This is a genomic window from Stenotrophomonas sp. a6, from assembly GCF_030913325.1.
Classification (GTDB): Bacteria; Pseudomonadota; Gammaproteobacteria; order Xanthomonadales; family Xanthomonadaceae; genus Stenotrophomonas; species Stenotrophomonas maltophilia.
The window spans coordinates 2,883,213-2,905,582 of sequence record NZ_CP133161.1 but is presented as its reverse complement, the minus strand read 5'-3'; the positions used below and the strand labels follow the sequence as shown (position 1 = coordinate 2,905,582).

At 67.2% G+C, this 22,370-nt stretch carries 16 protein-coding genes; 11 read left to right on the top strand and 5 right to left on the bottom strand.

The genetic code is table 11. From position 1 onward, the window contains the following. Positions 1 to 93 precede the first annotated feature (93 nt). The 11 genes from Q9Q79_RS13415 (at position 94) to Q9Q79_RS13365 (ending at position 13,728) form a co-directional block, all read left to right on the top strand. A complete protein-coding gene (locus tag Q9Q79_RS13415; RefSeq protein WP_005410284.1) occupies positions 94 to 936 on the top strand; it encodes a glycine zipper 2TM domain-containing protein in 843 nt (280 codons plus the stop codon). A gap of 123 nt (positions 937 to 1,059) precedes the next feature. Beyond that, positions 1,060 to 1,602 carry a GNAT family N-acetyltransferase gene (locus Q9Q79_RS13410; protein ID WP_005410283.1) on the top strand — a complete coding sequence of 181 codons (543 nt, stop codon included), beginning with the start codon at positions 1,060 to 1,062 and terminating at the stop codon, positions 1,600 to 1,602. A gap of 176 nt (positions 1,603 to 1,778) precedes the next feature. Continuing rightward, positions 1,779 to 2,435: a glutathione S-transferase family protein gene (locus Q9Q79_RS13405; RefSeq protein ID WP_005410282.1), complete on the top strand. Its 657-nt coding sequence runs from the start codon at positions 1,779 to 1,781 to the stop codon at positions 2,433 to 2,435. A gap of 62 nt (positions 2,436 to 2,497) precedes the next feature. Further along, the gene (locus tag Q9Q79_RS13400) at positions 2,498 to 4,777 is read left to right on the top strand and encodes a transketolase C-terminal domain-containing protein (protein ID WP_012480788.1); all 2,280 of its coding nucleotides are present in this window, start codon (positions 2,498 to 2,500) and stop codon (positions 4,775 to 4,777) included. A 3-nt stretch (positions 4,778 to 4,780) separates the two neighbouring features. After that, entirely contained in the window at positions 4,781 to 6,724 is a 1,944-nt protein-coding gene (gene asnB, locus Q9Q79_RS13395) for an asparagine synthase (glutamine-hydrolyzing) (RefSeq protein ID WP_024956651.1), read from the top strand. A 66-nt stretch (positions 6,725 to 6,790) separates the two neighbouring features. Then, positions 6,791 to 7,351 (top strand): NAD(P)H-dependent oxidoreductase, encoded by a 561-nt coding sequence (locus Q9Q79_RS13390; RefSeq protein ID WP_024956652.1) that lies wholly within the window; start codon positions 6,791 to 6,793, stop codon positions 7,349 to 7,351. 317 nt (positions 7,352 to 7,668) lie between these two features. Beyond that, entirely contained in the window at positions 7,669 to 9,099 is a 1,431-nt protein-coding gene (locus Q9Q79_RS13385; protein WP_005410278.1) for a replicative DNA helicase, read from the top strand. A gap of 173 nt (positions 9,100 to 9,272) precedes the next feature. After that, positions 9,273 to 11,516 (top strand): TonB-dependent receptor, encoded by a 2,244-nt coding sequence (locus tag Q9Q79_RS13380; protein ID WP_033835432.1) that lies wholly within the window; start codon positions 9,273 to 9,275, stop codon positions 11,514 to 11,516. Continuing rightward, positions 11,516 to 13,105, top strand: a complete 1,590-nt coding sequence (locus tag Q9Q79_RS13375; protein ID WP_012480785.1) for an alkaline phosphatase D family protein — start codon at positions 11,516 to 11,518, stop codon at positions 13,103 to 13,105. The genes Q9Q79_RS13380 and Q9Q79_RS13375 overlap by 1 nt, the downstream gene beginning before the upstream one ends. A gap of 168 nt (positions 13,106 to 13,273) precedes the next feature. Then, positions 13,274 to 13,486: a hypothetical protein gene (locus Q9Q79_RS13370; RefSeq protein WP_049397919.1), complete on the top strand. Its 213-nt coding sequence runs from the start codon at positions 13,274 to 13,276 to the stop codon at positions 13,484 to 13,486. Then, the gene (locus Q9Q79_RS13365) at positions 13,483 to 13,728 is read left to right on the top strand and encodes a hypothetical protein (RefSeq protein WP_005410274.1); all 246 of its coding nucleotides are present in this window, start codon (positions 13,483 to 13,485) and stop codon (positions 13,726 to 13,728) included. Before Q9Q79_RS13370 ends, Q9Q79_RS13365 begins: the two co-directional genes overlap by 4 nt. Positions 13,729 to 13,889: 161 nt before the next feature. Here the strand turns inward: Q9Q79_RS13365 and lpdA are convergent, their stop codons facing one another. From lpdA to Q9Q79_RS13340, 5 genes are all read right to left on the bottom strand, one after another. Then, on the bottom strand, positions 13,890 to 15,326 hold the full coding sequence (gene lpdA, locus Q9Q79_RS13360) for a dihydrolipoyl dehydrogenase (RefSeq protein ID WP_005410273.1): 1,437 nt from the start codon (positions 15,324 to 15,326) through the stop codon (positions 13,890 to 13,892). Between the two features lie 63 nt (positions 15,327 to 15,389). Then, complete coding sequence (sucB, locus tag Q9Q79_RS13355) at positions 15,390 to 16,586, bottom strand: dihydrolipoyllysine-residue succinyltransferase (protein ID WP_049472821.1); 1,197 nt, start codon at positions 16,584 to 16,586, stop codon at positions 15,390 to 15,392. Between the two features lie 40 nt (positions 16,587 to 16,626). Beyond that, the gene (locus Q9Q79_RS13350) at positions 16,627 to 19,458 is read right to left on the bottom strand and encodes a 2-oxoglutarate dehydrogenase E1 component (RefSeq protein WP_076739332.1); all 2,832 of its coding nucleotides are present in this window, start codon (positions 19,456 to 19,458) and stop codon (positions 16,627 to 16,629) included. Between the two features lie 186 nt (positions 19,459 to 19,644). After that, entirely contained in the window at positions 19,645 to 20,541 is an 897-nt protein-coding gene (locus tag Q9Q79_RS13345; RefSeq protein WP_024956655.1) for a GNAT family N-acetyltransferase, read from the bottom strand. An 8-nt stretch (positions 20,542 to 20,549) separates the two neighbouring features. Continuing rightward, positions 20,550 to 21,965, bottom strand: a complete 1,416-nt coding sequence (locus tag Q9Q79_RS13340; RefSeq protein ID WP_038645462.1) for a cupin domain-containing protein — start codon at positions 21,963 to 21,965, stop codon at positions 20,550 to 20,552. Between the last annotated feature and the right edge of the window lie 405 nt (positions 21,966 to 22,370).

The following is a 22,370-nucleotide window of genomic DNA, read 5'->3' as shown; positions in this document are numbered from 1 at the left end:
CAGGAATGAGCAGGAAATGTGGAGATTCCGTTCAGGCAGTGCATGCTGCAATCTGGGCCGAGAACGTTGCGGATGGTCCGCAAGGAGCAGGTCATGAAAAGCACAACTACAACTGTCCTGGTCGCAGCGGGCGCGCTGCTGGTCGGTGGCATCGCCACCGCCGCCTTCATGAAGAGTGGCGACAAGTCGCCTGATTCCATCAGCGCCGGAACCCCCAACGGTGAATCGCGGCTGGTTGACGGCAATGCCGTTGACGATGGCGCGCGTGGTGACAAGCTCGACCCGTCTGCACCGCGCGGGCTGGAATACGCCGACGTGCTGAAGGTCGACCCGATCACCGAGAAGCAGAAGGCCTACGCCACCGTGATCGGCACCGATCCCGTGCGCGAGACCTCCACCACCCAGACCCCGCACGAGGTCTGCCAGGACGTGACCGTGCAGGAGCGCCTGCCGGAGCGTGACGGCAACGTCGGCGGCACCGTGGTCGGCGCGGTGGTCGGCGGCCTGCTCGGCAACCAGGTCGGCGGTGGCAACGGCAAGAAGGCCGCGACCGCAGCCGGTGCCGTGGCCGGTGGCTTCATCGGCAACCAGATCGACAAGCGCCATGTGGGTGGCCGCGTGGTCAACCGCACCGAGCGCCAGTGCCACACCGAGACCGCCACCTCCGAGTCGAGCCGTGTTACCGGCTACAACGTGACCTACCGCAACGAGGACGGCACCACCGGCACCATGCGCATGGCCAGCAAGCCGGGCAACCGCATCGCCATGGGCACCAATGACGTGGTGAAGGGCTACAACGTGACCTACCGCTACGACGGCGCCGAGAAGACCGTGCGCATGGACAACAAGCCGGCCAGCGATCGCCTGCCGGTGGTCGATGGCCAGCTGGTCACGCAGACCGCTGCTGCCGGCGCCACTGCGGCCACGCGCCAGTAATCCAGAATACGTGCTGTACCCGACGGGCCGGCGCATGCCGGCCCGTTTCGTTGTGAGCGCGGGCATTCATCCGTGTGGAGGCGGAATCCACCATCATGGTGGCCCCTTCGACATGGAGTCGGCATGAGCATCTTCGACCTGCGCCTGGAAACCGAGCGCCTGATCCTGCGTCCGCTGCTGCGCGAGGACTACGAACCCTATCTGGCGTTCTGCGCCGACGAGGAAACGATGCGCACGCTCGGTGGCGTGCAGCCGCCTTCGGTAGCCTGGCGCGGCTTCTGCAGCCTGGCTGGCGCCTGGCAGCTGTTCGGCTTTTCGATGTTCAGCGTGATCGAAAAATCCAGCGGGGACTGGATCGGGCGGATGGGCCCCTGGCAACCGCAGGACTGGCCGGGTACCGAGGTCGGCTGGGGCATCCGCCGCGCCAGCTGGGGCCGGGGCTATGCGCCGGAAGCGGCGGTCGCGGCGATCGACTGGGCCTTCGACACGCTGGGTTGGCACGAGGTGATCCATACCATCGCCGAGAACAACGACAACTCGCGGGCGGTCGCGCGCAAGCTGGGCAGCACGTTGCTGCGGATGGGCGAACTGCCGCCGCCGTACAACGACAAACCGATGCAGATCTGGGGCCAGTCGCGCGAACAGTGGCGGCAGCGTGCACGCTGAACGTGGCCCGGTAGTGCCGGCCGCTGGCCGGCAACCTCGTTGCAGCAGGATTCGTGCGATTGCCGGCCAGCGGCCGGCACTACCGGGGTGCCATGCTGCATCCGCGCTTGGCATTCCCTGGCGCACTTGCCAGACTGCACGCAGCCGGCCGCCGGCCGGATCCGATGGAGCAGGCAATGGTGGAAGAGCGCGTCCCGCTGACGGTGCATGGCATGTCGGTCTCGGGCAATTGCCACAAGGTCCGGCTGCTGCTTGAGCAGCTCGGCAGCCGTTACCGCTGGGTGGAAGTGGACAGTGCCCATGGCCAGACCCACACGCCCGAATTCCTGGCGCTCAACCCGAATGCCAAGGTGCCGCTGATCGTCCGCGACGACGGCCGCGTGCTGACCGAGTCCAACGCGATCCTGTTCTGGCTGGCCGAAGGCACGCCCTACCTGCCCAGCGATGGATGGGAGCGTGCGCAGGCGTTGAGCTGGATGTTCTTCGAGCAGTACACGCACGAGCCGTGCGTGGCGGTAGCGCGCTTCATCCGGGGCTGGACGGCGCCCGACTCGCCACGCCGTGCCGAACTGCCACGCCTGCACGAGCGTGCCGCCACCGCGTTGGCGGTGATGGAGCAGCACCTGCGCGAAGCGCAGTGGTTCACCGGCAGCGGATACGGCATTGCCGATATCGCCCTGTTTGCCTACACCGATGTGGCGGGCGAGGGCGGCATCAGCCTGGAGCCGTTCCCGGAAGTTCGCGCCTGGCTGCAGCGCGTGCGTGCGCAGCCGCGCTTCCTGCCGATGCCGGCGGTGACCGCCGAGGTGCGCTCGCGTTTCGAGGCGGCCTGATGCCCACAGGGTAGCGCCCGGTATTGCCGGGCGGAATGCAACAACGACACGGAGGGTGTTCGATGTTCGCTGTGGTTCCGGATCCGATTCCCGCGCGCATGCGGGGGCTCAACCGCGCCGAGGTGTGCGACGTCAATTTCCTTGAGGCGGTGCGCGGGTGGCGCGGGACGCCGCGCCCGCGACCCGCGGCAGATGCTCCGATCCTGCCGGGCAGTACGCTCACCGCTGCCGCCTTCGATGAACTGTTCGACTCGCAGCTGGCCAGTCGCCAGCTGGACCTGATGGCGCGCGTGCTGCGCGTGCAGAACAAGGTCTTCTACACCATCGGTTCGTCCGGCCATGAAGGCAACGCGCTGCTGGCGCGGGCCTGCCGGCACACCGATCCTGCCTTCCTGCACTATCGTTCCGGCGCCTTCATGGCCGAGCGTTCGCGGCAGGTGCCGGGCATCGACCCGCTGCGCGATGCGGCACTGTCCTTCGCCGCCAGCGCGGATGATCCGGCCAGCGGTGGCCGCCACAAGGTGTGGGGCAGCAAGCCATTGTGGGTGCTGCCGCAGACCTCGACGATTGCGTCGCACCTGCCCAAGGCGCTGGGTACCGCGCTGGCCATCGAGAGTGGCAAGCGGCTGGGGCAGGCGCTGCCCATTCCCACCGACAGCATCGTGCTGTGCTCGTTCGGCGATGCGTCGGCCAACCACGCCACCGCGCAGACCGCCTTCAATACCGCGATGTGGTCGGCCTACCAGAAACTACCGGCGCCGATCCTGTTCGTCTGCGAGGACAACGGCCTGGGCATCTCGGTGAAGACCCCCGATGGCTGGATCGCCGAGCGCTTCAGCCACCAGCCGGGGCTGGATTATTTCTTTGCCGATGGCCTCGACCTGGCCACCGGGCACGCCCAGGTGCAGGCGGCGGTGGAACACTGCCGGCGCACGCGGCGGCCGACCTTCCTGCATCTGCGCACCACGCGCCTGATGGGCCATGCCGGCACCGACTTTGAAGTGGAATGGCGCGCGCTGCCGGAACTGTGCGCGGCCGAGGCGCAGGATCCGCTGCTGCGCTCGGCGCAGATCGCGCTGGAATCAGGCTGGATGGATGCGGCCGCCATCGAAGTGGCCTACGAAACGATGCGCGCGCGTTGCATGGCCGCTGCCGCCGATGCCGAAGGCAGTGCGAAGCTGCAGTCGCTGCGGGAGGTGATGGCGCCGCTGGCACCGTACACCCCTGCAGCGGTGCAGGCCGAAGCGCAGCGCGAGGTCGCTGCCGAAGCACGCGAGGCACTCTATGGCGGTGCCGAGGCATTGCCGGAACGACAGGCGCCGCGGCATCTCGCAATCCAGATCAATCATGGTCTGCAGGAGCTGCTGGCCAAGTATCCGCAGAGCCTGCTGTTCGGCGAGGACGTGGCGCAGAAGGGCGGTGTCTACACCGTCACCAAGGATCTGCTGCGCCGCTTCGGGCCGCGCCGGGTCTTCAACACCCTGCTGGACGAGACCATGATCCTGGGCATGGCGCAGGGCCTGGCCAACATGGGCATGCTGCCGATCCCGGAGATCCAGTACCTGGCCTATCTGCACAACGCCATCGACCAGCTGCGTGGCGAAGCCTGTTCGCTGCAGTTCTTCTCCAACGACCAGTACCGCAACCCGATGCTGGTGCGGGTGGCCGGGCTGGGCTACCAGAAGGGTTTCGGCGGCCATTTCCACAACGACAACTCGGTCACCGCCCTGCGCGACATCCCCGGGCTGGTGGTCGGCTGCCCATCGCGCGGCGACGACGCGGTGATGATGCTGCGCACGCTGGCGGCGCTGGCCCGGGTGGATGGGCGCGTGGCGGTGTTCCTGGAGCCGATCGCGCTGTACATGAGCAAGGACCTGCATGAGCCGGGCGATGGCCAGTGGCTGTTCGACTACCCGGCCCAGGGCCGGGCACTGGTGCCGGGCGAAGGCCGTGTTTACGGGCCGGAGGCTGGCGACCTGGTGGTCTACACCTACGGCAATGGCGTGCCGATGGCGCTGCGCGCAGCGCGGGCCATCGAACAGCAACTGGGCTGGCAGGTACGGGTGGTCGACCTGCGCTGGCTGGTGCCGCTGGATGCCGGCTTCATCGCCAGCCAGGCCGCCAGCGCACGGCGCGTGCTGGTGCTGGACGAGGGCCGCCACAGTGGAGGGGTGGGCGAGGGTGTGGTCACCGCACTGGTCGAGGCCGGTTTCGGCCACCTGCCGCTGCGCCGGGTCTGCGGCGCCGATACCTATACCCCGCTGGCAGGGGCAGCAATGTTCGGGCTTCCAAGCGACAATGCGGTGATTGGCGCCGCCCTTGAACTGGCGCAGGAACCTTGATGCATGTGTGGATTGGCGGGAATGTTGTTGCCGGCGCCGGTGGCGTCGGCCGAGGTGCTGCAGGCGCAGGTCCTGGCCATGGGCGAGGCGCTGCACCACCGCGGGCCGGATGATGGCGGCAGCTGGGTCGATGCCGGGGCAGGCATCGCGCTGGCGCACCGTCGGCTGAGCATTCTCGATCTGTCGCCGCTGGGCCACCAGCCGATGGCCTCGTCCGATGGCCGCTACGTGATGGCCTACAACGGCGAGGTCTACAACTTCGCCGCCCTGCGTGCCGAACTGGAGCCGCTGGGGCATGCTTTCCGTGGCCATTCCGACACCGAAGTGCTGCTCGCGGCGATCCTGCAGTGGGGCATGGAAGAAACCCTGCAGCGTTGCAACGGCATGTTCGCCATCGCGCTGTGGGACCGCCAGGCGCAGTGCCTGTGGCTGGCACGCGACCGCGTTGGCAAGAAGCCGCTGTACTACGGCTGGGCCGGTGACACCCTGGTGTTCGGTTCCGAACTGAAAGCGCTGTGGCAGCACCCGGCGTTCGACAACGACATCGACCGCGACGCGCTGACCCTGTTGCTGCGGTTGGATTACATTCCGGCCCCGCACAGCATCCACCAGCGCTGCTACAAGCTGATGCCCGGCCGCATGCTGCGCCTGGACGCCGAAGCCGTAGCGGCGGGTGCATCGGCGCATCGCCCGGAGCAGGCGCAGCGCCCGTACTGGGATGCGCGTGCACGCATGCAGGCGGCACTGGCTGCGCCGTTCCAGGGCCGCATCGAGGAAGCAGAGGAGCAGCTGGACGGGCTGCTGCGCGACGCGGTGGCGCTGCGCATGGTGGCCGACGTGCCGGTGGGCGTGTTCCTGTCCGGCGGTACCGATTCGTCGCTGGTGGCGGCGCTGATGCAGGCGCAGAGCGGGCAGCCGGTGCACAGCTTCAGCATCGGCTTCACCGATTCGGGCCACGACGAGGCACCGCTGGCCAGGGAACTGGCCACGCATCTGGGCTGCGACCACACCGAGCTCTACGTCAGCGGCGCGGATGCACTGGCAGTCGTGCCGCAGCTGCCGGCAATGTTCGACGAACCCTTTGCCGATGCCTCGCAGGTGCCGACCGCGCTGGTCGCCCGGCTGGCGCGGCAGGGCGTGACCGTGGCGTTGTCTGGCGACGGCGGTGATGAGCTGTTCTTCGGCTATACCCGCTACGTGCGCGCGCTGCGCAACTGGCAGATGCTGGGCCGCGTGCCGGGCCCGCTGCGACGCTGGATGGGCGCGCGCGCGCAGCACCAGGGCGAGGCCTCGCGGACCGGCGGACTGGCCGCGCTGTTGGCCGAGTCCGGCGCGCGTGGCATTGGCGACGTGTACCGCAACCGCATCTCGCGCTGGCGCGACCCCGCCGCGGCAGTGCCCGGCGCACAGGCCGCCGGCAGCTTCTACGACCTGGCCGATCCGCTGCACGGTGCCGGCACGCCGGCCGACGCGATGATGCTGGCCGATTACGTGACCTACCTGCCGGATGACCTGCTCTGCAAGGTCGACCGCACCTCGATGGCGGTCAGCCTGGAGGCACGCGCGCCGCTGCTGGACTGGCGCGTGGCCGAGTTCGCCTGGTCGCTGCCGCTGGGCTTCAAGCGCAGCGAAACCACCAGCAAGGTGCTGCTCAAGCGCGTGCTTGGCCGCTACGTGCCGCAGTCGATGGTGCACCGGCCCAAGCGCGGGTTCGGCGCGCCGGTCAGCGACTGGCTGAAGGGCGACCTGCGGCCGTGGGCCGAGGATCTGTTGCAGCCGGCGCGCCTGGAGCGCGAAGGCGTGCTGTCGGCGGCGGCGGTGCAGCCGCTGTGGCAGCAGTTCCTGGGCGGCCAGCGCAAGTGGCATACCCACCTGTGGAACGTGCTGATGTTCCAGGCCTGGCAGGCGCATTGGCGGCAGGTGCGGGCCCGCGTGACCGGGGGCTGATCTTCACCGGACGGCACGGGCCCGGCGTCTAGGCTGGGCCTCCCGCACCGTGAGGAGTATGTCCCTATGTCCGTCCCCACCATCGCTGTGTTCGTCGGCAGCCTGCGCAAGGATTCCTGCAACCGCAAGCTGGCCCATGCGCTGGAGAAGATCGCTGGCGACCGCGCGCGCTTCCAGTACGTGCAGATTGGTGATCTACCGCTGTACGACCAGGATTTCGATGGCCAGTACCCGCCTCAGGGCACCCGGCTGAAGGATCAGGTGCGCGCCGCCGACGCGGTGCTGTTCGTGACCCCCGAATACAACCGGTCGGTGCCGGGCGTGCTGAAGAACGCCATCGACGTCGGCTCGCGCCCCTACGGTGACAGTGCGTTTGCCGGCAAGCCGGCGGCGGTGATCGGCGCCTCCATCGGCCAGATCGGCACCGCCGTGGCCCAGCAGCACCTGCGCAACAGCCTGGCCTTCCTGGACATGCACGTGCTCGGCCAGCCCGAGGCGTTCATCCATTTCAAGGACGGCCTGATCGACGCCGACGGCACGATCCACAACGAGGGCACGCAGAAATTCCTGCAGGGGTACGTGGACCGGTTCCTGGCACTGATCGCGGTGCACGTGAAGGGCGACTGAGACCGATGGGGTAGCAGCAGCCAGGCCGCGGGTCGGATCCCGGCGCGCAGCGGCGGGCCCTGGCCCTACGTTCCGCTGAGCACCGGAGTCCGTGCGCTGCACGGAATCCGACCCTGGCCGCCTGATCTGCGATAATGACCCACCCGGGCGCCGCAACGGCGCCCGTCGCAGGCACTGCGACGCCCCCGCGCCAGAGTGGCCAGGCACTGGCGGATATCCCCCGTTTCTCCACGGCTTATCCACAGGCTTGTCCATGGCTGCCGGGGTCGGCGCATGCCTACACTCGTCCGGCCCACTTTTGCAGGAAACACCGCAGCATGTCCGCTCGTTCCGGCTTCCGTTCCAACCGCAGAGAGCGCGGTGATGGCTTTGATCGTGATCGCGATGAATCGCGTATCGACCAGTTGCGCGTTCCGCCGCATTCGGTGGAAGCCGAGCAGGCGGTGCTGGGTGGCCTGATGCTGGCGCCGGAGGCCTACGACCGGGTCAACGACCAGCTGACCGAGGGCGATTTCTACCGCCGCGATCACCAGATGATCTACCGCGCGATCCGTGAGCTGTCCGAGCGCGAGCGGCCGTTCGACGCGGTGACCCTGGGCGAGTGGTTCGAATCACAGGGCAAGCTGGAACTGGTGGGCGATGGTGCCTACCTGATCGAGCTGGCGAGCACCACGCCGTCGGCGGCCAACATCGTGGCCTATGCCGAGATCGTGCGTGACAAGGCCGTGCTGCGGCAGCTGATCCAGGTCGGCACCGACATCGTCAACGATGGCTTCCAGCCTGAGGGCCGTGACAGCAGTGAGCTGCTGGCCTCTGCGGAGAAGAGCGTGTTCGCCATCGCTGAACAGGGTGCACGCGGCCGTACCGACTTCGTGGCGATGCCTGGCGCGCTGAAGGATGCCTTCGAGGAACTGCGCAACCGCTTCGAGAACGGCGGCAACATCACCGGCCTGCCGACCGGCTACAACGACTTCGATGCGATGACCGCCGGCCTGCAGCCGACCGACCTGATCATCCTCGCCGCGCGCCCGGCCATGGGCAAGACGACTTTTGCACTGAACATCGCCGAGTACGCGGCGATCAAGTCGAAGAAGGGCGTGGCGGTGTTCTCGATGGAAATGTCGGCCTCGCAGCTGGCGATGCGCCTGATCTCCTCCAACGGCCGCATCAACGCGCAGCGCCTGCGTACCGGCCAGCTGGAAGATGAAGACTGGAGCCGCGTCACCAGCGCAATCAAGATGCTGAAGGAAACCAAGATCTTCATCGACGATACGCCGGGCGTGTCGCCGGAAGTGCTGCGTTCCAAGTGCCGCCGCCTCAAGCGCGAGCACGACCTGGGCCTGGTGGTGATCGACTACCTGCAGCTGATGAGCGTGCCGGGCAACAGCGAAAACCGCGCCACCGAAATCTCGGAGATCTCGCGTTCGCTGAAGGGCCTGGCCAAGGAACTGCACGTGCCGGTGATCGCGCTGTCGCAGCTCAACCGCTCGCTGGAAACACGTACCGACAAGCGCCCGGTGATGGCCGACCTTCGCGAATCGGGCGCAATCGAGCAGGACGCGGACATGATCGTGTTCATCTACCGCGACGATTACTACAACAAGGAAAATTCGCCGGACAAGGGCCTGGCCGAGATCATCATCGGCAAGCACCGTGGTGGCCCGACCGGATCGTGCAAGCTGAAGTTCTTCGGTGAGTACACCCGCTTCGACAACCTGGCCCACGACTCGGTCGGCTCATTCGAATAACCGTAGTGCCGGCCGCTGGCCGGCAACCACCCCACGGCTTGCAAACCATTCAGAACGCCAATCTTCCGTACGTGGCGTGTAAATGACATGTAACGCGAGGCTTCTACGATTCCGCCGCTGCTGCTCTTCGACGCCGCCCTTCGGCGTCCAGCGTGCCCAAGGAATCCGCCTCCATGCCGTCCCACGCTCCGCTTCGCCGCAATCTGCTGGCCCTGCTGGTCTGTGCTTCGCTGCCGTCGCTGGCTGTCGCTGAAACCGCCCCGGCGACCGACGCGCAGTCGGCCACGACTCTCGATTCGATCTCGGTGATCGGCCGCGGCGAAGCCCGCCAGGTGCAGCGCGTGACCGCCGAGGACATGAAGGTCCTGCCGCCCGGTGCCAACCCGCTGAAGCTGCTGGCGGCCAAGCCGGGCGTGCATTTCGAATCGGCCGATGCCACCGGCGCCTACGAATGGTCCACCAGCATCAGCCTGCGTGGCTTCAACCAGAATCGCCTGGGCTACACCCTCGATGGCATCCCGCTGGGCAACATGGCCTACGGCAACAGCAACGGCCTGCACATCAGCCGCGCGGTGATCAGCGAGAACCTGGGCGGTGCGGAGGTCTCCACCGGCATTGGTGCGCTGGGTACGCCGTCCACCAGCAACCTCGGCGGCGTGTTCCAGTTCTACTCGATCGATCCGTCCACCGAATATGGGGTCGTGCTGGCACAGAGCTTCGGCAGCGACAATGCGCGCCGCAGCTATGCGCGCCTCGATACCGGCGACCACCAGGGCTTTGCCGCTTACCTGTCCGGCGTGTATTCCGAAGGCGACAAGTGGAAGGGCAAGGGCTCGCAGGAACTGAAGCAGTTCAACGGCAAGGCCACCTACAACTTCGGCACGGACAGCAGGATCACCGCGCTGTTCAACGCTTCGCGCCGTGTCGAGGCCGACTACCAGGACCTGTCGCTGGAGATGATCGATCGCCTCGGCTGGGACTGGGACAACTACGCGCCGGACTGGGATCGCGCGGTGGCTGCTGCACGCGGAAAGTACAGTGGTGGCGTCAACAGCCCGTGGGACGCCTATTACTCCGGCCACGGCCTGCGCAATGACGATGTGTCCAGCATTGCCGGTGATTTCGGCCTGAACGAGTCGATGCGCCTGAAGGTCAACGTCTACAACCACAGCAACCGTGGCCAGGGCCACTGGTTCAGCCCGTCCAATCCGTCCAACCCGGGCACCAGCCGCGAGATCCCGATCTCGATCCGCACCACCGAGTATGCGATCGACCGCACCGGCGTAACCTCGGCGTTCACCTGGAACGTGGCGGGCCACGAACTGGAGGCGGGCCTGTGGTACGAAGACAACGGCCACAGCGTGCAGCGCAACTTCTACTACATCGACGGCCCGATCACTGACGACTTCTTCCTGCGCAATCCGGACCAGCGCGTGTGGCACCAGCGCTACACCACCATCACCCGCCAGTTCTACGTGCAGGACCGCTTCCGCCTGTTCGATGACCGCCTGACCATCGACATCGGCGCGAAGTCGCCGCACACCCGCACCCGCGTGCGCACGCCGCTGGGCAGCTATGCCAACAACAGCAGCCTGACCTCGAAGAAGGGCCTGCTCCCGCAGGCGGGCTTCAACTTCAAGCTCAACGAGGGCAACGAGATCTTCGGCTCGTTCGCCAAGAACGTGGCCGCCTACGCGCTGGGCGTGGGCAGCCCGTTCAACGTGCCGCAGGCCGCCTTCGATGCCAGCGCGAAGAACCTGAAACCGGAACAGTCGCGCACCATCGAGCTGGGCTGGCGCGGCTACGGCCAGGGCTATGAAGCCTCGGTAGCGGTGTACGACGTCAAGTTCGACAACCGTCTGCTGGCCATCGCGCAGTGCGTGGGCATCCTCGGTTGCCCGGCGCTGTTCTCCAACGTCGGTTCGGTAACCAGCCGCGGCGCCGAGGCGACCCTGCAGCTGAAGCCGATGCAGGACCTGACCTGGTCCAACGCGCTGTCGTGGAATGACAGCACCTACGACAACGACTACGTCAACAACGGCGTGGTGCCCACCCGCGGCAAGAAGACCGTCGACACCCCGGAATGGATGTTCGCCAGCACCCTGGCTTGGACCCCGGGCCCGTGGGACCTGCGCCTGGCCGCCAACCATGTCGGCAAGCGTTACGTGACCTATACCAACGACGTGTCGGTGCCCAGCTACTGGCTGGTCAACGCTTCGGTGGCCTATGACTTCGGCAAGCTCGGCCCGGCGCAGAACCTGACCGTGGCGCTGAACCTGACCAACCTGACCGACAAGCGCTACCTGTCCTCGATCAACACCAACGGCACCTACGCCGCCGACCCGACCCGCAGCCTGGCGACCATGCAGGTTGGCGCGCCGCGGCAGGTGATGGCCACCGCCACCGTGCACTTCTGATGCGCGGCCCCGTCGATCCGGAAAGCCGTCGTCGCCTGTTGCGCATGGCGTGGCAGGGCACGGGGGCGGCGATCGCACTGGCGGCGATGCCGGGGCTGGCCACGGCCGGCCCACGCCCGCGGTTGGGGCGTGATCCGTTCACCCTGGGCGTCGCCGCCGGCGATCCGGATCCGCAGGGAGCCGTACTGTGGACGCGTCTGGCGCCGGACCCGCTCAACGGCGGCGGCATGCCATCGCGGGCGGTGCCGGTGCGCTGGTTCGTGGCCGAAGACCCGGGCATGCGCCGGCTGGTGCAGCGTGGCGTCGCCGCGGCAGTGCCCGAGCTGGCCCATTCGGTGCACGTGGAGGTCAATGGCCTGCGCCCAGGCCGCGACTACTACTACCGTTTTGCCTGCGACGGTGACGAGGAAAGCGCGGTCGGCCACTTCCGCACCGCGCCGCTGCCCGACACGCAGCTGCAGCAGCTGCGGCTGGCCCTGTGCACCTGCCAGGCCTGGAACAGTGGCTACTACCCGGTGCTGCGCGATATCGCGAAGAATGATGTCGACCTGGTGCTGCATGCCGGTGACTACCTGTACGAGTACAGCCCACTGCAGAACGCGCGTGGTCTCACGCTGGATGCGGAACGCTTCAGTGGCGAGACCGTCGGCCTGGAGCGCTACCGCGACCAGTACGCGCTGTACAAGCTCGATCCCGATCTGCAGGCCGCGCACGCCGCCCACGCGTTCGCGGTGATCTGGGACGACCACGAAGTGCAGAACGATTACTCCGGCATCCATCCGGAGAAGCCCGGCGTCTCGACGGAGGACTTCATCGTTCGCCGCGCGGCGGCCTACCGCGCGTTCTACGAACACCTGCCGATGCGTAGTACGCCTGCGGGCAACGGTGGCCTGCGCGTGCATCGGCGCCTGCGTTACGGCGATCTGGCACAGCTTGCGCTGCTCGACTGCCGCCAGTTCCGTCCGGCCAATCCCTGCGGGGTGGGCGAGTCGCCGCGCTGCGACGCTGCGCTGGATCCACGCATTAGCATGCTGGGCGTGGGCCAGGAAGCCTGGTTCGCGCAGTCGATGGCGGCCGCACGGGGCACGCGCTGGAACGTGGTGGTGCAGCAGCTGCTGATGGCGCAGCTGCGGCTGGACGGCGGCACGGCGCGAGAGCGCTTCTGGAACGATGCCTGGGACGGCTATCCCGCCGCACGCAAGCGGTTGCTGCAGGCGATGCAGGCAGGCGGGCAGGGCAATGCCATCGTGCTCGGTGGTGACTGGCATTCCACCTTCGTCAACGACCTGAAGCTGGATTTCGACGCGGCCAGCGCGCCGGTCGTCGCCACCGAATTCATCGCTCCGGCGATCAGCAGCGGCGGCGACGATACGCCTTATGGCCCGTACTACGGTTCGTCGATTCCGCAGAACCCGCATATCCGCTATTTCGACGGTGACCGCCGTGGTTGGTGGAAGCTGCAGCTGAACCGGCAGACCGTGGATGCGGAGCTGCGCTTCGCCGACAGCGTGCTGCACGCGGATGCGCCGGTGCGCACTGCGGCGCGCTTCCAGGTCACCCACGGCCGCCCGGGCGCAGTGCCGGTGTGAATCCGTTCGGTCGTGCCGGCCGCTGGCCGGCAACCTGATCAATCTTCGGTTTCCCCACCACCGGATTCATCGCCCCGAGCCGGGTTTCGTCGCAAACCGTTTGCGGGCGGCCAGAGCGGGGCGCCAAGGTGTCCGCAGGCGGCAAGGTGCCGCCACAAGGAGACCGTGATGAAGACCCTGTTCGCGCTCGGTGTGTGGTGCCTGCTGTTCGTGCTGTGCTGGCCGCTGGCGATCCTCGCCCTGATCGCCTGGCCGTTCGTGTGGCTGCTGAGCCTGCCGTTCCGCATGGTCGGCATCACCTTCTCGGCGCTGTTTGCGTTCCTGCGCGCGCTGTTCATGCTGCCCGCGCGCCTGCTCGGCGGCGGCCCGGTGGCGGCATGAGGGCTGTGTTGCTGGTCGCGCTGGCATTGCTCGCGGGGCCGGCACTGGCCACACCGGTCCCGCCGTCCGCATGGCTGGAACGCCAGCAGGCCGCCGCTGCCGATGAGGCGGATGCGGCAGCGGCCAAGGCGGTCAAACCCAAGGAGCGCTGCCGGGTGGTGAAGGAGTGGAAGGCCGGTGAAACCGTGGCCCAGCACCGCATCTGTGACGATCCGCCGAAGAAGCCGGCTGGAAAGGTGTAGAACCGAGCCCACGCTCGGCTTCACCCTCCGCGGCTGCCGACCGGAGAGCCGAGCATGGGCTTGGCTCTGCAGGAAAACGGGCAACAAAAAACCCCGCCAAGGCGGGGTTTTTCGTCTGCAGGTGAGTGCCGACCAACGGTCGGCACCGACCATGATCCCGATCAGTTCGCCTTGTGGATGGCGCGCTTGCTGACCGCCATCGCCGCGTCGTGGATCACTTCCGACAGCGACGGGTGGGCGTGGCAGATGCGGGCCAGGTCATCGGCCGAGCCACTGAACTCCATGGTCAGCACGCCTTCGTGCACCAGCTCGGAGACGTTGGCGCCGACCAGGTGCATGCCGAGGATGCGATCGGTTTCGGCATGGGCCAGGATCTTCACGAAGCCCGCCGGCTCGATCATCGCCACGGCACGGCCGTTGGCGGCGAACGGGAAGCTGCCGGCCTTGTAAGGGATGCCTTCGGCCTTCAGCTGGGCTTCGGTCTTGCCGACCCACGCCAGTTCCGGCTCGGTGTAGATGACCCACGGGATGGTGTCGAAGTTGACGTGGCCCGGCAGGCCGGCGATCAGCTCAGCCACCGCGATGCCTTCCTCGAAGCCCTTGTGCGCCAGCATCGGGCCGCGCACGCAGTCGCCGACCGCCCACACGCCGTTGACGCCGGTGTGGCAGTGCGCGTCGACTTCGATCTGGCCGCGCTCGTTGATCTTGACGCCGGTGCCTTCGGCCAGCAGGCCCTTGGTGGCGGCGCGACGGCCAACGGCCACCAGCAGCTTGTCCACGGTCAGGGTCTTTTCGCCTTCAGCGTCGGTGTAGGTGACGATGACTTCCTTCTTCTTGCCCTTGCCGGTGATCTCGGTCTTGGAAACCTTGGCATTGAGCTTGATGTCCAGGCCCTGCTTCTTGAATTCCTTGGCAGCGGTCTTGGCCACTTCGGCGTCGGCAGCCGCCAGGAACTCCGGCATGGCTTCGAGGATGGTGACTTCCGCGCCCAGGCGCTTCCACACGCTGCCCAGTTCCAGGCCGATGACGCCGGCGCCGATCACCGCCAGGCGGTTCGGCACTTCGGTGAAGTCCAGGCCGCCGACGTTGTCGACGATGGTCTCGCCGTCGAACTTGGCGAACGGCAGTTCGATCGAATCCGAACCGGCCGCGATGATGACGTTGGTGCCCTTCAGCTCGACGATGGAACCGTCATGCTGGGTGACCTTGACCACGTTGCCCGGCTGCAGTTCGCCAAAACCATAATAGGCAGCGACCTTGTTGGCCTTGAACAGCATGCCGATGCCGCCGGTGAACTGCTTGACGATCTTGTCCTTGCGGCCAACCATCGCCTCGACGTCGATCTTGGCATCCTTGAAGCTGATGCCGTGGTCGCCAAAGATGTGGCCCATGTTCCAGAACTGGCGCGAGGAATCCAGCAGCGCCTTGGACGGGATGCAGCCCACGCGCAGGCAGGTGCCGCCGAGGGCCGGCTTGCCGTCCTTGCCCAGCGCCGCGTCGATGCAGGCGGTCTTCAGGCCCAGCTGGGCCGCGCGGATGGCAGCGTGGTAACCGGCCGGGCCGGCACCGATGACGACGACGTCGAATTGTTCAGCCATTGAATTATTCCTTGATGCATTACCAGAACCCCTCCGCGCAGGCGCGGAGGGGCGGGAGGTGTCTTACAGGCCGAACAGCATGCGGCCCGGGTTTTCCAGCTGGTTCTTGATGTCCACCAGGAACTGCACCGAATCCTTGCCGTCGATGATGCGGTGGTCGTACGACAGCGCCAGGTACATCATCGGCGCGATCACGACCTGGCCGTTCTGGGCGATCGGACGCTCCTTGATGGCGTGCATGCCCAGGATGGCGCTCTGCGGCGGGTTGATGATCGGGGTCGACAGCAGCGAACCGAAGGTGCCGCCGTTGGTCACGGTGAAGGTGCCGCCCTGCAGTTCATCCAGGCCCAGCTTGCCGTCACGCGCCTTCTTGGCGTAGTCGGCGATGGTCTTCTCGATGTCGGCGAACGACATGCGCTCGACATTGCGCAGGACCGGGGTGACCAGGCCCTTTTCGGTCGAGACGGCGATCGAGATGTCCGAGTAGCCGTGGTAGATGATGTCGTCGCCGTCGATCGAGGCGTTGACCAGCGGGAAGCGCTGCAGCGCGTTGGCGGCGGCCTTCACGAAGAAGCTCATGAAGCCCAGCTTGATGCCGTGGGCCTTGACGAACTCGTCCTGCAGTTCCTTGCGCGCCGCCGACACCTTGGACAGGTCGACTTCGTTGAAGGTGGTCAGCATCGCGGTGGAGTTCTTCGACTCCATCAGGCGCTCGGCAATGCGCTTGCGGATGCGGGTCATCGGCACGCGCTCTTCCGGACGTGCACCACCGGCCTTGCCGGCGCCGCCGTTGCGGGCGAAGTTGACGATGTCTTCCTTGGTCACCGCGCCGCGACGGCCGGTGCCGTCGACGTCGGCCGGGTTCACGCCTTCGGTGATGGCGGTGAAGCGGGCGCCCGGCGGCAGCGCATCGGCGGCCGACTTGGCGGCCGGGGCCGGGGCGGCGGCCGGAGCAGCAGCGGCCGGGGCAGCGGCTGCAGCCGGAGCGGCTTCGGCAGCCGGAGCCGGGGCAGCAGCCACGGCGCCTTCCTCGATGATCGCCACGACCTGGCTGGAGGTCACGGTCGAGCCTTCGGCGAACTTGATTTCCTTCAGCACGCCGTCGACCGGCGACGGCACTTCCAGGACGACCTTGTCGGTTTCCAGGTCAAGCAGGTTTTCGTCGCGCTTGACGGCGTCGCCCACCTTCTTGTGCCAGGTGGCGATGGTGCCGTCGGCGACGGATTCGGGCAGTACCGGGGCTTTGACTTCGGTGGCCATTGCGGGAGCTTCCTGGTTTGTCTTCTAAATAGGGGGAGGATTATTCAGCGAACGTGTCGTTGAACGGGTTGACCAGCGCGTCGGCGATCAGCTGCTGCTGTTCGCGGACGTGGTCAGCCATGTGACCGGCAGCCGGCGACGCCGAACGTGCGCGACCGGCGTAGTGCAGGTTCTGGCCGTCGGCCAGGCAGAACTGCAGGTGGTGGCGGATCTGGTACCACGCACCCTGGTTCTGCGGTTCTTCCTGCGTCCACACCACGTCGGTGGCCTTGCCGTACTTCTTCAGCTCGGCAGCCAGCAGCGCACGCGGGAACGGATACAGCTGCTCCACGCGGATGATCGCCACGTCGTCCTGGCCACGCTTGGTCTGGTCTTCCAGCAGGTCGTAGTAGACCTTGCCCGAGCACAGCACCACGCGCTTGACCTTCTTGGCGTCCGCACTGGCGTCGCCGATCAGGTGCTGGAACTCGCCGTTGGCCAGTTCGTCCAGGGTCGACACGGCCAGCTTGTGGCGCAGCAGCGACTTCGGCGACATCACCACCAGCGGCTTGCGGGTGGTCAGGTGCAGCTGGCGGCGCAGCATGTGGAAGGCCTGTGCCGGGGTGGACGGAACCACCACCAGCATGTTCTCCAGTGCACACAGCTGCAGGAAGCGCTCCAGGCGCGCCGAGCTGTGCTCCGGGCCTTGCCCTTCATAGCCATGCGGCAGCAGCAGGGTCAGGCCGGAAATGCGGCCCCACTTGGCTTCACCGGCGGCGATGAACTGGTCGATCACCACCTGGGCGCCGTTGGCGAAGTCGCCGAACTGGCCCTCCCAGATGCACAGCGTGTTCGGATCGGTGGTGGAGAAGCCGTACTCGTAGGCCATCACCGCTTCTTCGCTCAGCAGCGAATCGATGACGGTGGCCTTCTCCGGCGAATCCACCAGCTGCCGCAGCGGCATGTAGTAGTTGTCGGTCTTCTGGTCGTGCAGGATCGCGTGGCGGTGGGTGAACGTACCGCGACCGACGTCCTGGCCGACCAGGCGCAGTGCGTGGCCTTCGTCGAGCAGGGTGGCGTAGGCCAGGTTCTCGGCAAAGCCCCAGTCGCCCGGGATCTCGCCGGCGGCCATCTTGCGGCGGTCGTCATAGACCTTGGCCACGCGCGAGTGCAGCTGCACGTCTTCGGGAATGGTGTTGATCAGCTTGGCCAGTTCGACCAGCTTGTTCTTCTCGACCTTGGTCGAGACCGGGTCGGACAGCTTGCCTTCCAGCAGCTTCGGCCAATCGACGAACAGCGGGCTGGTCGGCGGGGTCTTCTCGACCTTGGCCAGCTCGGTGGTCACTTCACCGGCATCGAGCTTCTCGCGGTAGGCATCGACCATCGCCTTGCCGGCACCGGCAGCGATCACGCCTGACTTTTCCAGCTGCTCGGCGTACATCTCGCGGGTGGTCGGGTGCTTGCGGATCACCTGGTACATCAGCGGCTGGGTGATCGCCGGCTCGTCGGCCTCGTTGTGGCCCCAACGGCGGTAGCACATCAGGTCGATGACCACGTCCTTGGCGAACTTCTGGCGGAACTCGAAGGCCAGCTGCGCGGCGAACACCACCGCTTCCGGATCATCGCCGTTCACGTGCAGCACCGGGGCGGCGATCATCTTCGCCACGTCGGTGGCGTAGCGCGTGGAGCGCGTGTCCAGCGGGTTGGAGGTGGTGAAGCCGACCTGGTTGTTGACCACGATGTGCACGGTGCCGCCGACGGCGAAGCCGCGGGCCTGCGACATCTGGAACAGCTCCATGACCACGCCCTGGCCCGAGAAGGCCGCATCGCCGTGGATCAGGATCGGCATGACCTGCTTGCGTGCGGTGTCCTTGCGGCGCTCCTGGCGCGAACGCACGGAACCGGCCACGACCGGGTCGGCGATTTCCAGGTGCGACGGGTTGAACGCCAGCGCCAGGTGCACCGGGCCGCCGTCGGTAGCCACGTCGGCCGAGAAGCCCATGTGGTACTTCACGTCGCCGGCAGAAGCGTGCTCGTCGTGCTCGAACTTGCCTTCGAACTCGTCGAACAGCTTGCGCGGGTTCTTGCCGAGGGTGTTGACCAGCACGTTCAGGCGGCCGCGGTGGGCCATGCCGATCACCACGTCCTTGACGCCATCCTTGCCGGCGCTGCGGATGATGGTGTCCATCATCGGGATCAGCGAGTCGCCGCCTTCCAGCGAGAAGCGCTTCTGGCCGACGTACTTGGTGTGCAGGTAGCGCTCCAGGCCTTCGGCCGCGGTCAGGCGCTCCAGGGTGCGGCGCTGGGTGTCAGCGTCCAGCTGGTAGTTGCCACCGGCTGCTTCCAGCTTCTTGTAGATCCACTGGCGCTGCTCGACCTCGGAGATGTGCATGAACTCCGCACCGATCGAGCCGGTGTAGGTCGCCTTCAGGCGTGCCAGCAGGTCGCGCAGCTTCATGCGCGGCTGGCCACCGACGCCGCCGGTGCTGAACTCGCTGTTGAGGTCGGCATCGGACAGGCTGTGGAACGGCAGGCCCAGGTCCGGGGTGTTGACCGGCGCGGCCAGGCCCAGCGGATCGAGGCGGGCGTCCAGGTGGCCGCGCGAGCGGTAGGCGGTGATCAGACGACCGACATTGCGTTCACGCTCGTCGCCCGCACCGTTGCCGGTGCCGGCCTTCAGCGCTTCCTTGGCCGCGTCCGCAATGTGGGAGATGACGGCCGAGTGCGGAATGTCGCCTGCTTCGCGGCCCTTGAAGCCGTCGAAGTAGGTCTTCCATTTGGGATCGACACTGTCCGGGGAGACCAGGTACTGCTCGTACAGGTCCTCGACATAGGAGGCGTTGCCGCCGGCGAGCTGCGAAGATTGCGCAAACTGCTTCAGTTGATTGTCCACGATGGAGGGTGTTGATTCGCTTTGTGGGGTATGGCTTCAGAAGGACCCGGCAGGAAGATGAATAGCCCTGCGCGGGCGCGTTCAAACAGCCAAATTGTACCCCCATCCGGACAGGAAGGGGCACCAGAACGGGCATCCCGGGTCCCCCGGTGCCGCTTCCAGACAGGTTGAGTGGGCGGTACCCACTCAGATGCCGAGCGCACGCAGTTCGCTGCAATCGCGCGAACGGTCCCAGACCCGCTGCAATTGCTGCTCGAACGGCTGCGAACGTGCAGGCAGCGCGACGCCTGCCTCGCCGTCGAGGCGATGACCGATCAGACGAAAGTAGAAGTCGCCGGCGTCGTTGAGCAGGCAGGCCGAAGCCAACGCACGGTCGATCGGGTCGGTGACCTCGCGGAACTGGATCACGCTGGGCAGGCGCTGGGCCAAGGCCAGCAGCGGTGCCCCGGCAGACGCGATGGCGGCGGCGTCGTGCACGATCACCCGCAGCTGCTTGTCGTGGCGGGCGGTGACGAAGCGGCGCAGGGCGGCCTGTACCGGCGGCGCGTCGAGCAGTCCCGGGTCCAGCTGACGGCTGTGCAGCCACACTTGGCGGCGGGCGCGGTGGACGATGGCCGTGGTGATGGCCACCGCCTGCTCGCGGCTGTCGATGGCACTGGCCGCGCCCAACCGGCGTCGCATCTGCTGGTGGCCGATGCCGGCCTCCTCGAATACCTCGCCTTCCGGCAGGAAGCCCTGGCGGGCATAGAAATCGCGGGCGGGCAGCTGGGCGTGCAGGTGCAGCTCGGCCAGGCCGAGCCTGCGCCCGGCCTCGACCAGTGCCTCCAGCAGGGCCTCACCGACCCCGTGGCTGCGATGGCTGGCCAGCACCGCCATGCGGCCGATGCGGCCGTCCGGGGCCAGCCGACCGGTGCCGACCGGCTGGTTGTCACTGTCCAGCGCCAGCACATGGGCGCTGAGCGGGTCCAGCGCATCGCGTTCCAGCTCGGCGGCGATGCCCTGTTCCTGCACGAACACGCGTTGGCGCACGTCGTGGATGGCGACGTGGGCGTCGGCGTGGCTGACCTGCTGGACCCGGACCATGGCAGGGCTCAGGCGCGACCGTCGTCGCTGTCGTCTTCGTCGTGATCCTCGAAGTTGACGATGACCTCGATGCCGTCGTCGTGCACGGTCACGGTGTGGACGTCGTCGGACACCGCGTCGGCGTCGATCGCGTCGACACGGTCACGGCCTTCGACCACTTCGCCGAGCACCACGGCGTCTTCGCCGTCATCCTCATCTTCAGCGTCATACACCTCGTTCGGATCGATCAGCTGGAACACGCCACCGACCAACAGCTGCTGGACCACCGCGCGGCCCTTGTCGGACAGGCCGCGATAGGCGGCGGCATCGAGCTGCTCGGCGCCGGCCAGGCGCTGCGCGTCCTTCACCGGCAGCGCGAAGTCCTGGCCGCTGACGTACAGGCTGGCGCCGCGCTTGGCCCGGCGCCAGGCCAGGCGTGCCCACGGATGACGCTGCAGCAGCAGGCCCGAGGCCAGGGCCTGGACCACTTCCTCCGGTGCCGGTGCGGCCTGGTGAGCCATCACTTCGCCAGCGGCGCGGTAGGTGGTGATGAAACGGCCGAACCAGTCACCCAGCTTGTCTGGATCGTTCATGCGGATGGCATTGAGCGCGGTGATCACCCGCGCCATCGCCACCGTGTCGATCTCGTTCGGGTCGGCCGGCACCTTCAGGTCGGCATCCTGGTAGCGGATGTTCTCGTCGGCATCGGCGATCAGGGTGTCCAGGTAGTCGCTGATCAGTTCGGCCGACGATGGCGCGCGCATGCCGAAGGAGAAGGTCAGGCAGGGGTCTTCGGCGACGCCGTGGTGCGGCACGTTCGGCGGCAGGTAGAGCATGTCGCCCGGCGCCAGCACCCAGTCGTGGGTGGGCTTGAACACCTTCAGCAGCTTCAGCTCCACGTCGGGGCGGAAGCCCAGCGGCGGCTGCCTGCCCTTGATCGATTCGCTGGCATCGATCTGCCAGCGGCGGTGGCCGTGGGCCTGCAGCAGGAATACGTCGTACTGGTCGACGTGGGCGCCGACCGAGCCGCCGGTGGCGGCGAAGCTGATCATCACGTCATCCATGCGCCAGCGCGGCAGGAAGCTGAAGTGCTCGATCAGGGCGCGCACGTCCGGGTCCCACTTGTCCACGTCCTGTACCAGCAGGGTCCAGTCATGGTCGGGCAGGGCGGGGAACACGTCTTCCTGGAACGGGCCGGTACGCACGCGCCAGCCGTCCTGGGTCTTGTCGTGCTCGATCAGGCGCGCCAGCACGCCTTCTTCGCAGGCCAGCCCGGCCAGGTCTTCCGGCTGCACCGGGGTCTGGAAGTCGGGGAAGGCGTTGCGGATCAGCAGCGGGCGCTTCTGCCAGAAGTCGCGCAGGAAGGTGGCCGGCGCCATGCCCAGCGGTTGGCCGGGGCGGGCGGTGACTTCGATGAGGGGGGCGGAGGACTTGCGGGCGGCCATGGGGGAATCCTTGCAGCGGAAAGCGGGAGGGGCGGCGCAGCGGGCCGCCAAGGGTTCCATTGTCCGCCGTTCGTGGGGATTGCGCACGTGCGCGGGTTTGTCGCGGGGTGTCCGGCCAACGGCGGAGCCCCTCGTGGCGGGGTGGTTGGTCGCGCAAAGCGCTGGCTTCATGGGCTGGGCCGGGCGGGGTGGGTTCGCGGGACACGCCGTGAACCCGTCCCTGGGGGCTCGATGGCGCCATCCATGGCGCCAACGGTCCCGCGAACCCACCCCGCCCGGCCCCTGACAGTTTCCTGCGCGGCCCGCCACGGAATGGAAGAAGAAAATCAAAGGCAACAGCGGGTCGCACGCTGCGCTTGCTCATCCCAAAACAAAAGAGGGACGCGGCGAAGCCGCGTCCCTCTT

Bases quoted from the DNA above. Each gene is read 5' to 3' on its own strand.
- Q9Q79_RS13415 (WP_005410284.1), top strand. From the start codon at position 94: ATGAAAAGCACAACTACAACTGTCCTGGTCGCAGCGGGCGCGCTGCTG.
- Q9Q79_RS13410 (WP_005410283.1), top strand. From the start codon at position 1,060: ATGAGCATCTTCGACCTGCGCCTGGAAACCGAGCGCCTGATCCTGCGT.
- Q9Q79_RS13405 (WP_005410282.1), top strand. From the start codon at position 1,779: ATGGTGGAAGAGCGCGTCCCGCTGACGGTGCATGGCATGTCGGTCTCG.
- Q9Q79_RS13400 (WP_012480788.1), top strand. From the start codon at position 2,498: ATGTTCGCTGTGGTTCCGGATCCGATTCCCGCGCGCATGCGGGGGCTC.
- asnB (WP_024956651.1), top strand. From the start codon at position 4,781: ATGTGTGGATTGGCGGGAATGTTGTTGCCGGCGCCGGTGGCGTCGGCC.
- Q9Q79_RS13390 (WP_024956652.1), top strand. From the start codon at position 6,791: ATGTCCGTCCCCACCATCGCTGTGTTCGTCGGCAGCCTGCGCAAGGAT.
- Q9Q79_RS13385 (WP_005410278.1), top strand. From the start codon at position 7,669: ATGTCCGCTCGTTCCGGCTTCCGTTCCAACCGCAGAGAGCGCGGTGAT.
- Q9Q79_RS13380 (WP_033835432.1), top strand. From the start codon at position 9,273: ATGCCGTCCCACGCTCCGCTTCGCCGCAATCTGCTGGCCCTGCTGGTC.
- Q9Q79_RS13375 (WP_012480785.1), top strand. From the start codon at position 11,516: ATGCGCGGCCCCGTCGATCCGGAAAGCCGTCGTCGCCTGTTGCGCATG.
- Q9Q79_RS13370 (WP_049397919.1), top strand. From the start codon at position 13,274: ATGAAGACCCTGTTCGCGCTCGGTGTGTGGTGCCTGCTGTTCGTGCTG.
- Q9Q79_RS13365 (WP_005410274.1), top strand. From the start codon at position 13,483: ATGAGGGCTGTGTTGCTGGTCGCGCTGGCATTGCTCGCGGGGCCGGCA.
- lpdA (WP_005410273.1), bottom strand. From the start codon at position 15,326: ATGGCTGAACAATTCGACGTCGTCGTCATCGGTGCCGGCCCGGCCGGT.
- sucB (WP_049472821.1), bottom strand. From the start codon at position 16,586: ATGGCCACCGAAGTCAAAGCCCCGGTACTGCCCGAATCCGTCGCCGAC.
- Q9Q79_RS13345 (WP_024956655.1), bottom strand. From the start codon at position 20,541: ATGGTCCGGGTCCAGCAGGTCAGCCACGCCGACGCCCACGTCGCCATC.
- Q9Q79_RS13340 (WP_038645462.1), bottom strand. From the start codon at position 21,965: ATGGCCGCCCGCAAGTCCTCCGCCCCCCTCATCGAAGTCACCGCCCGC.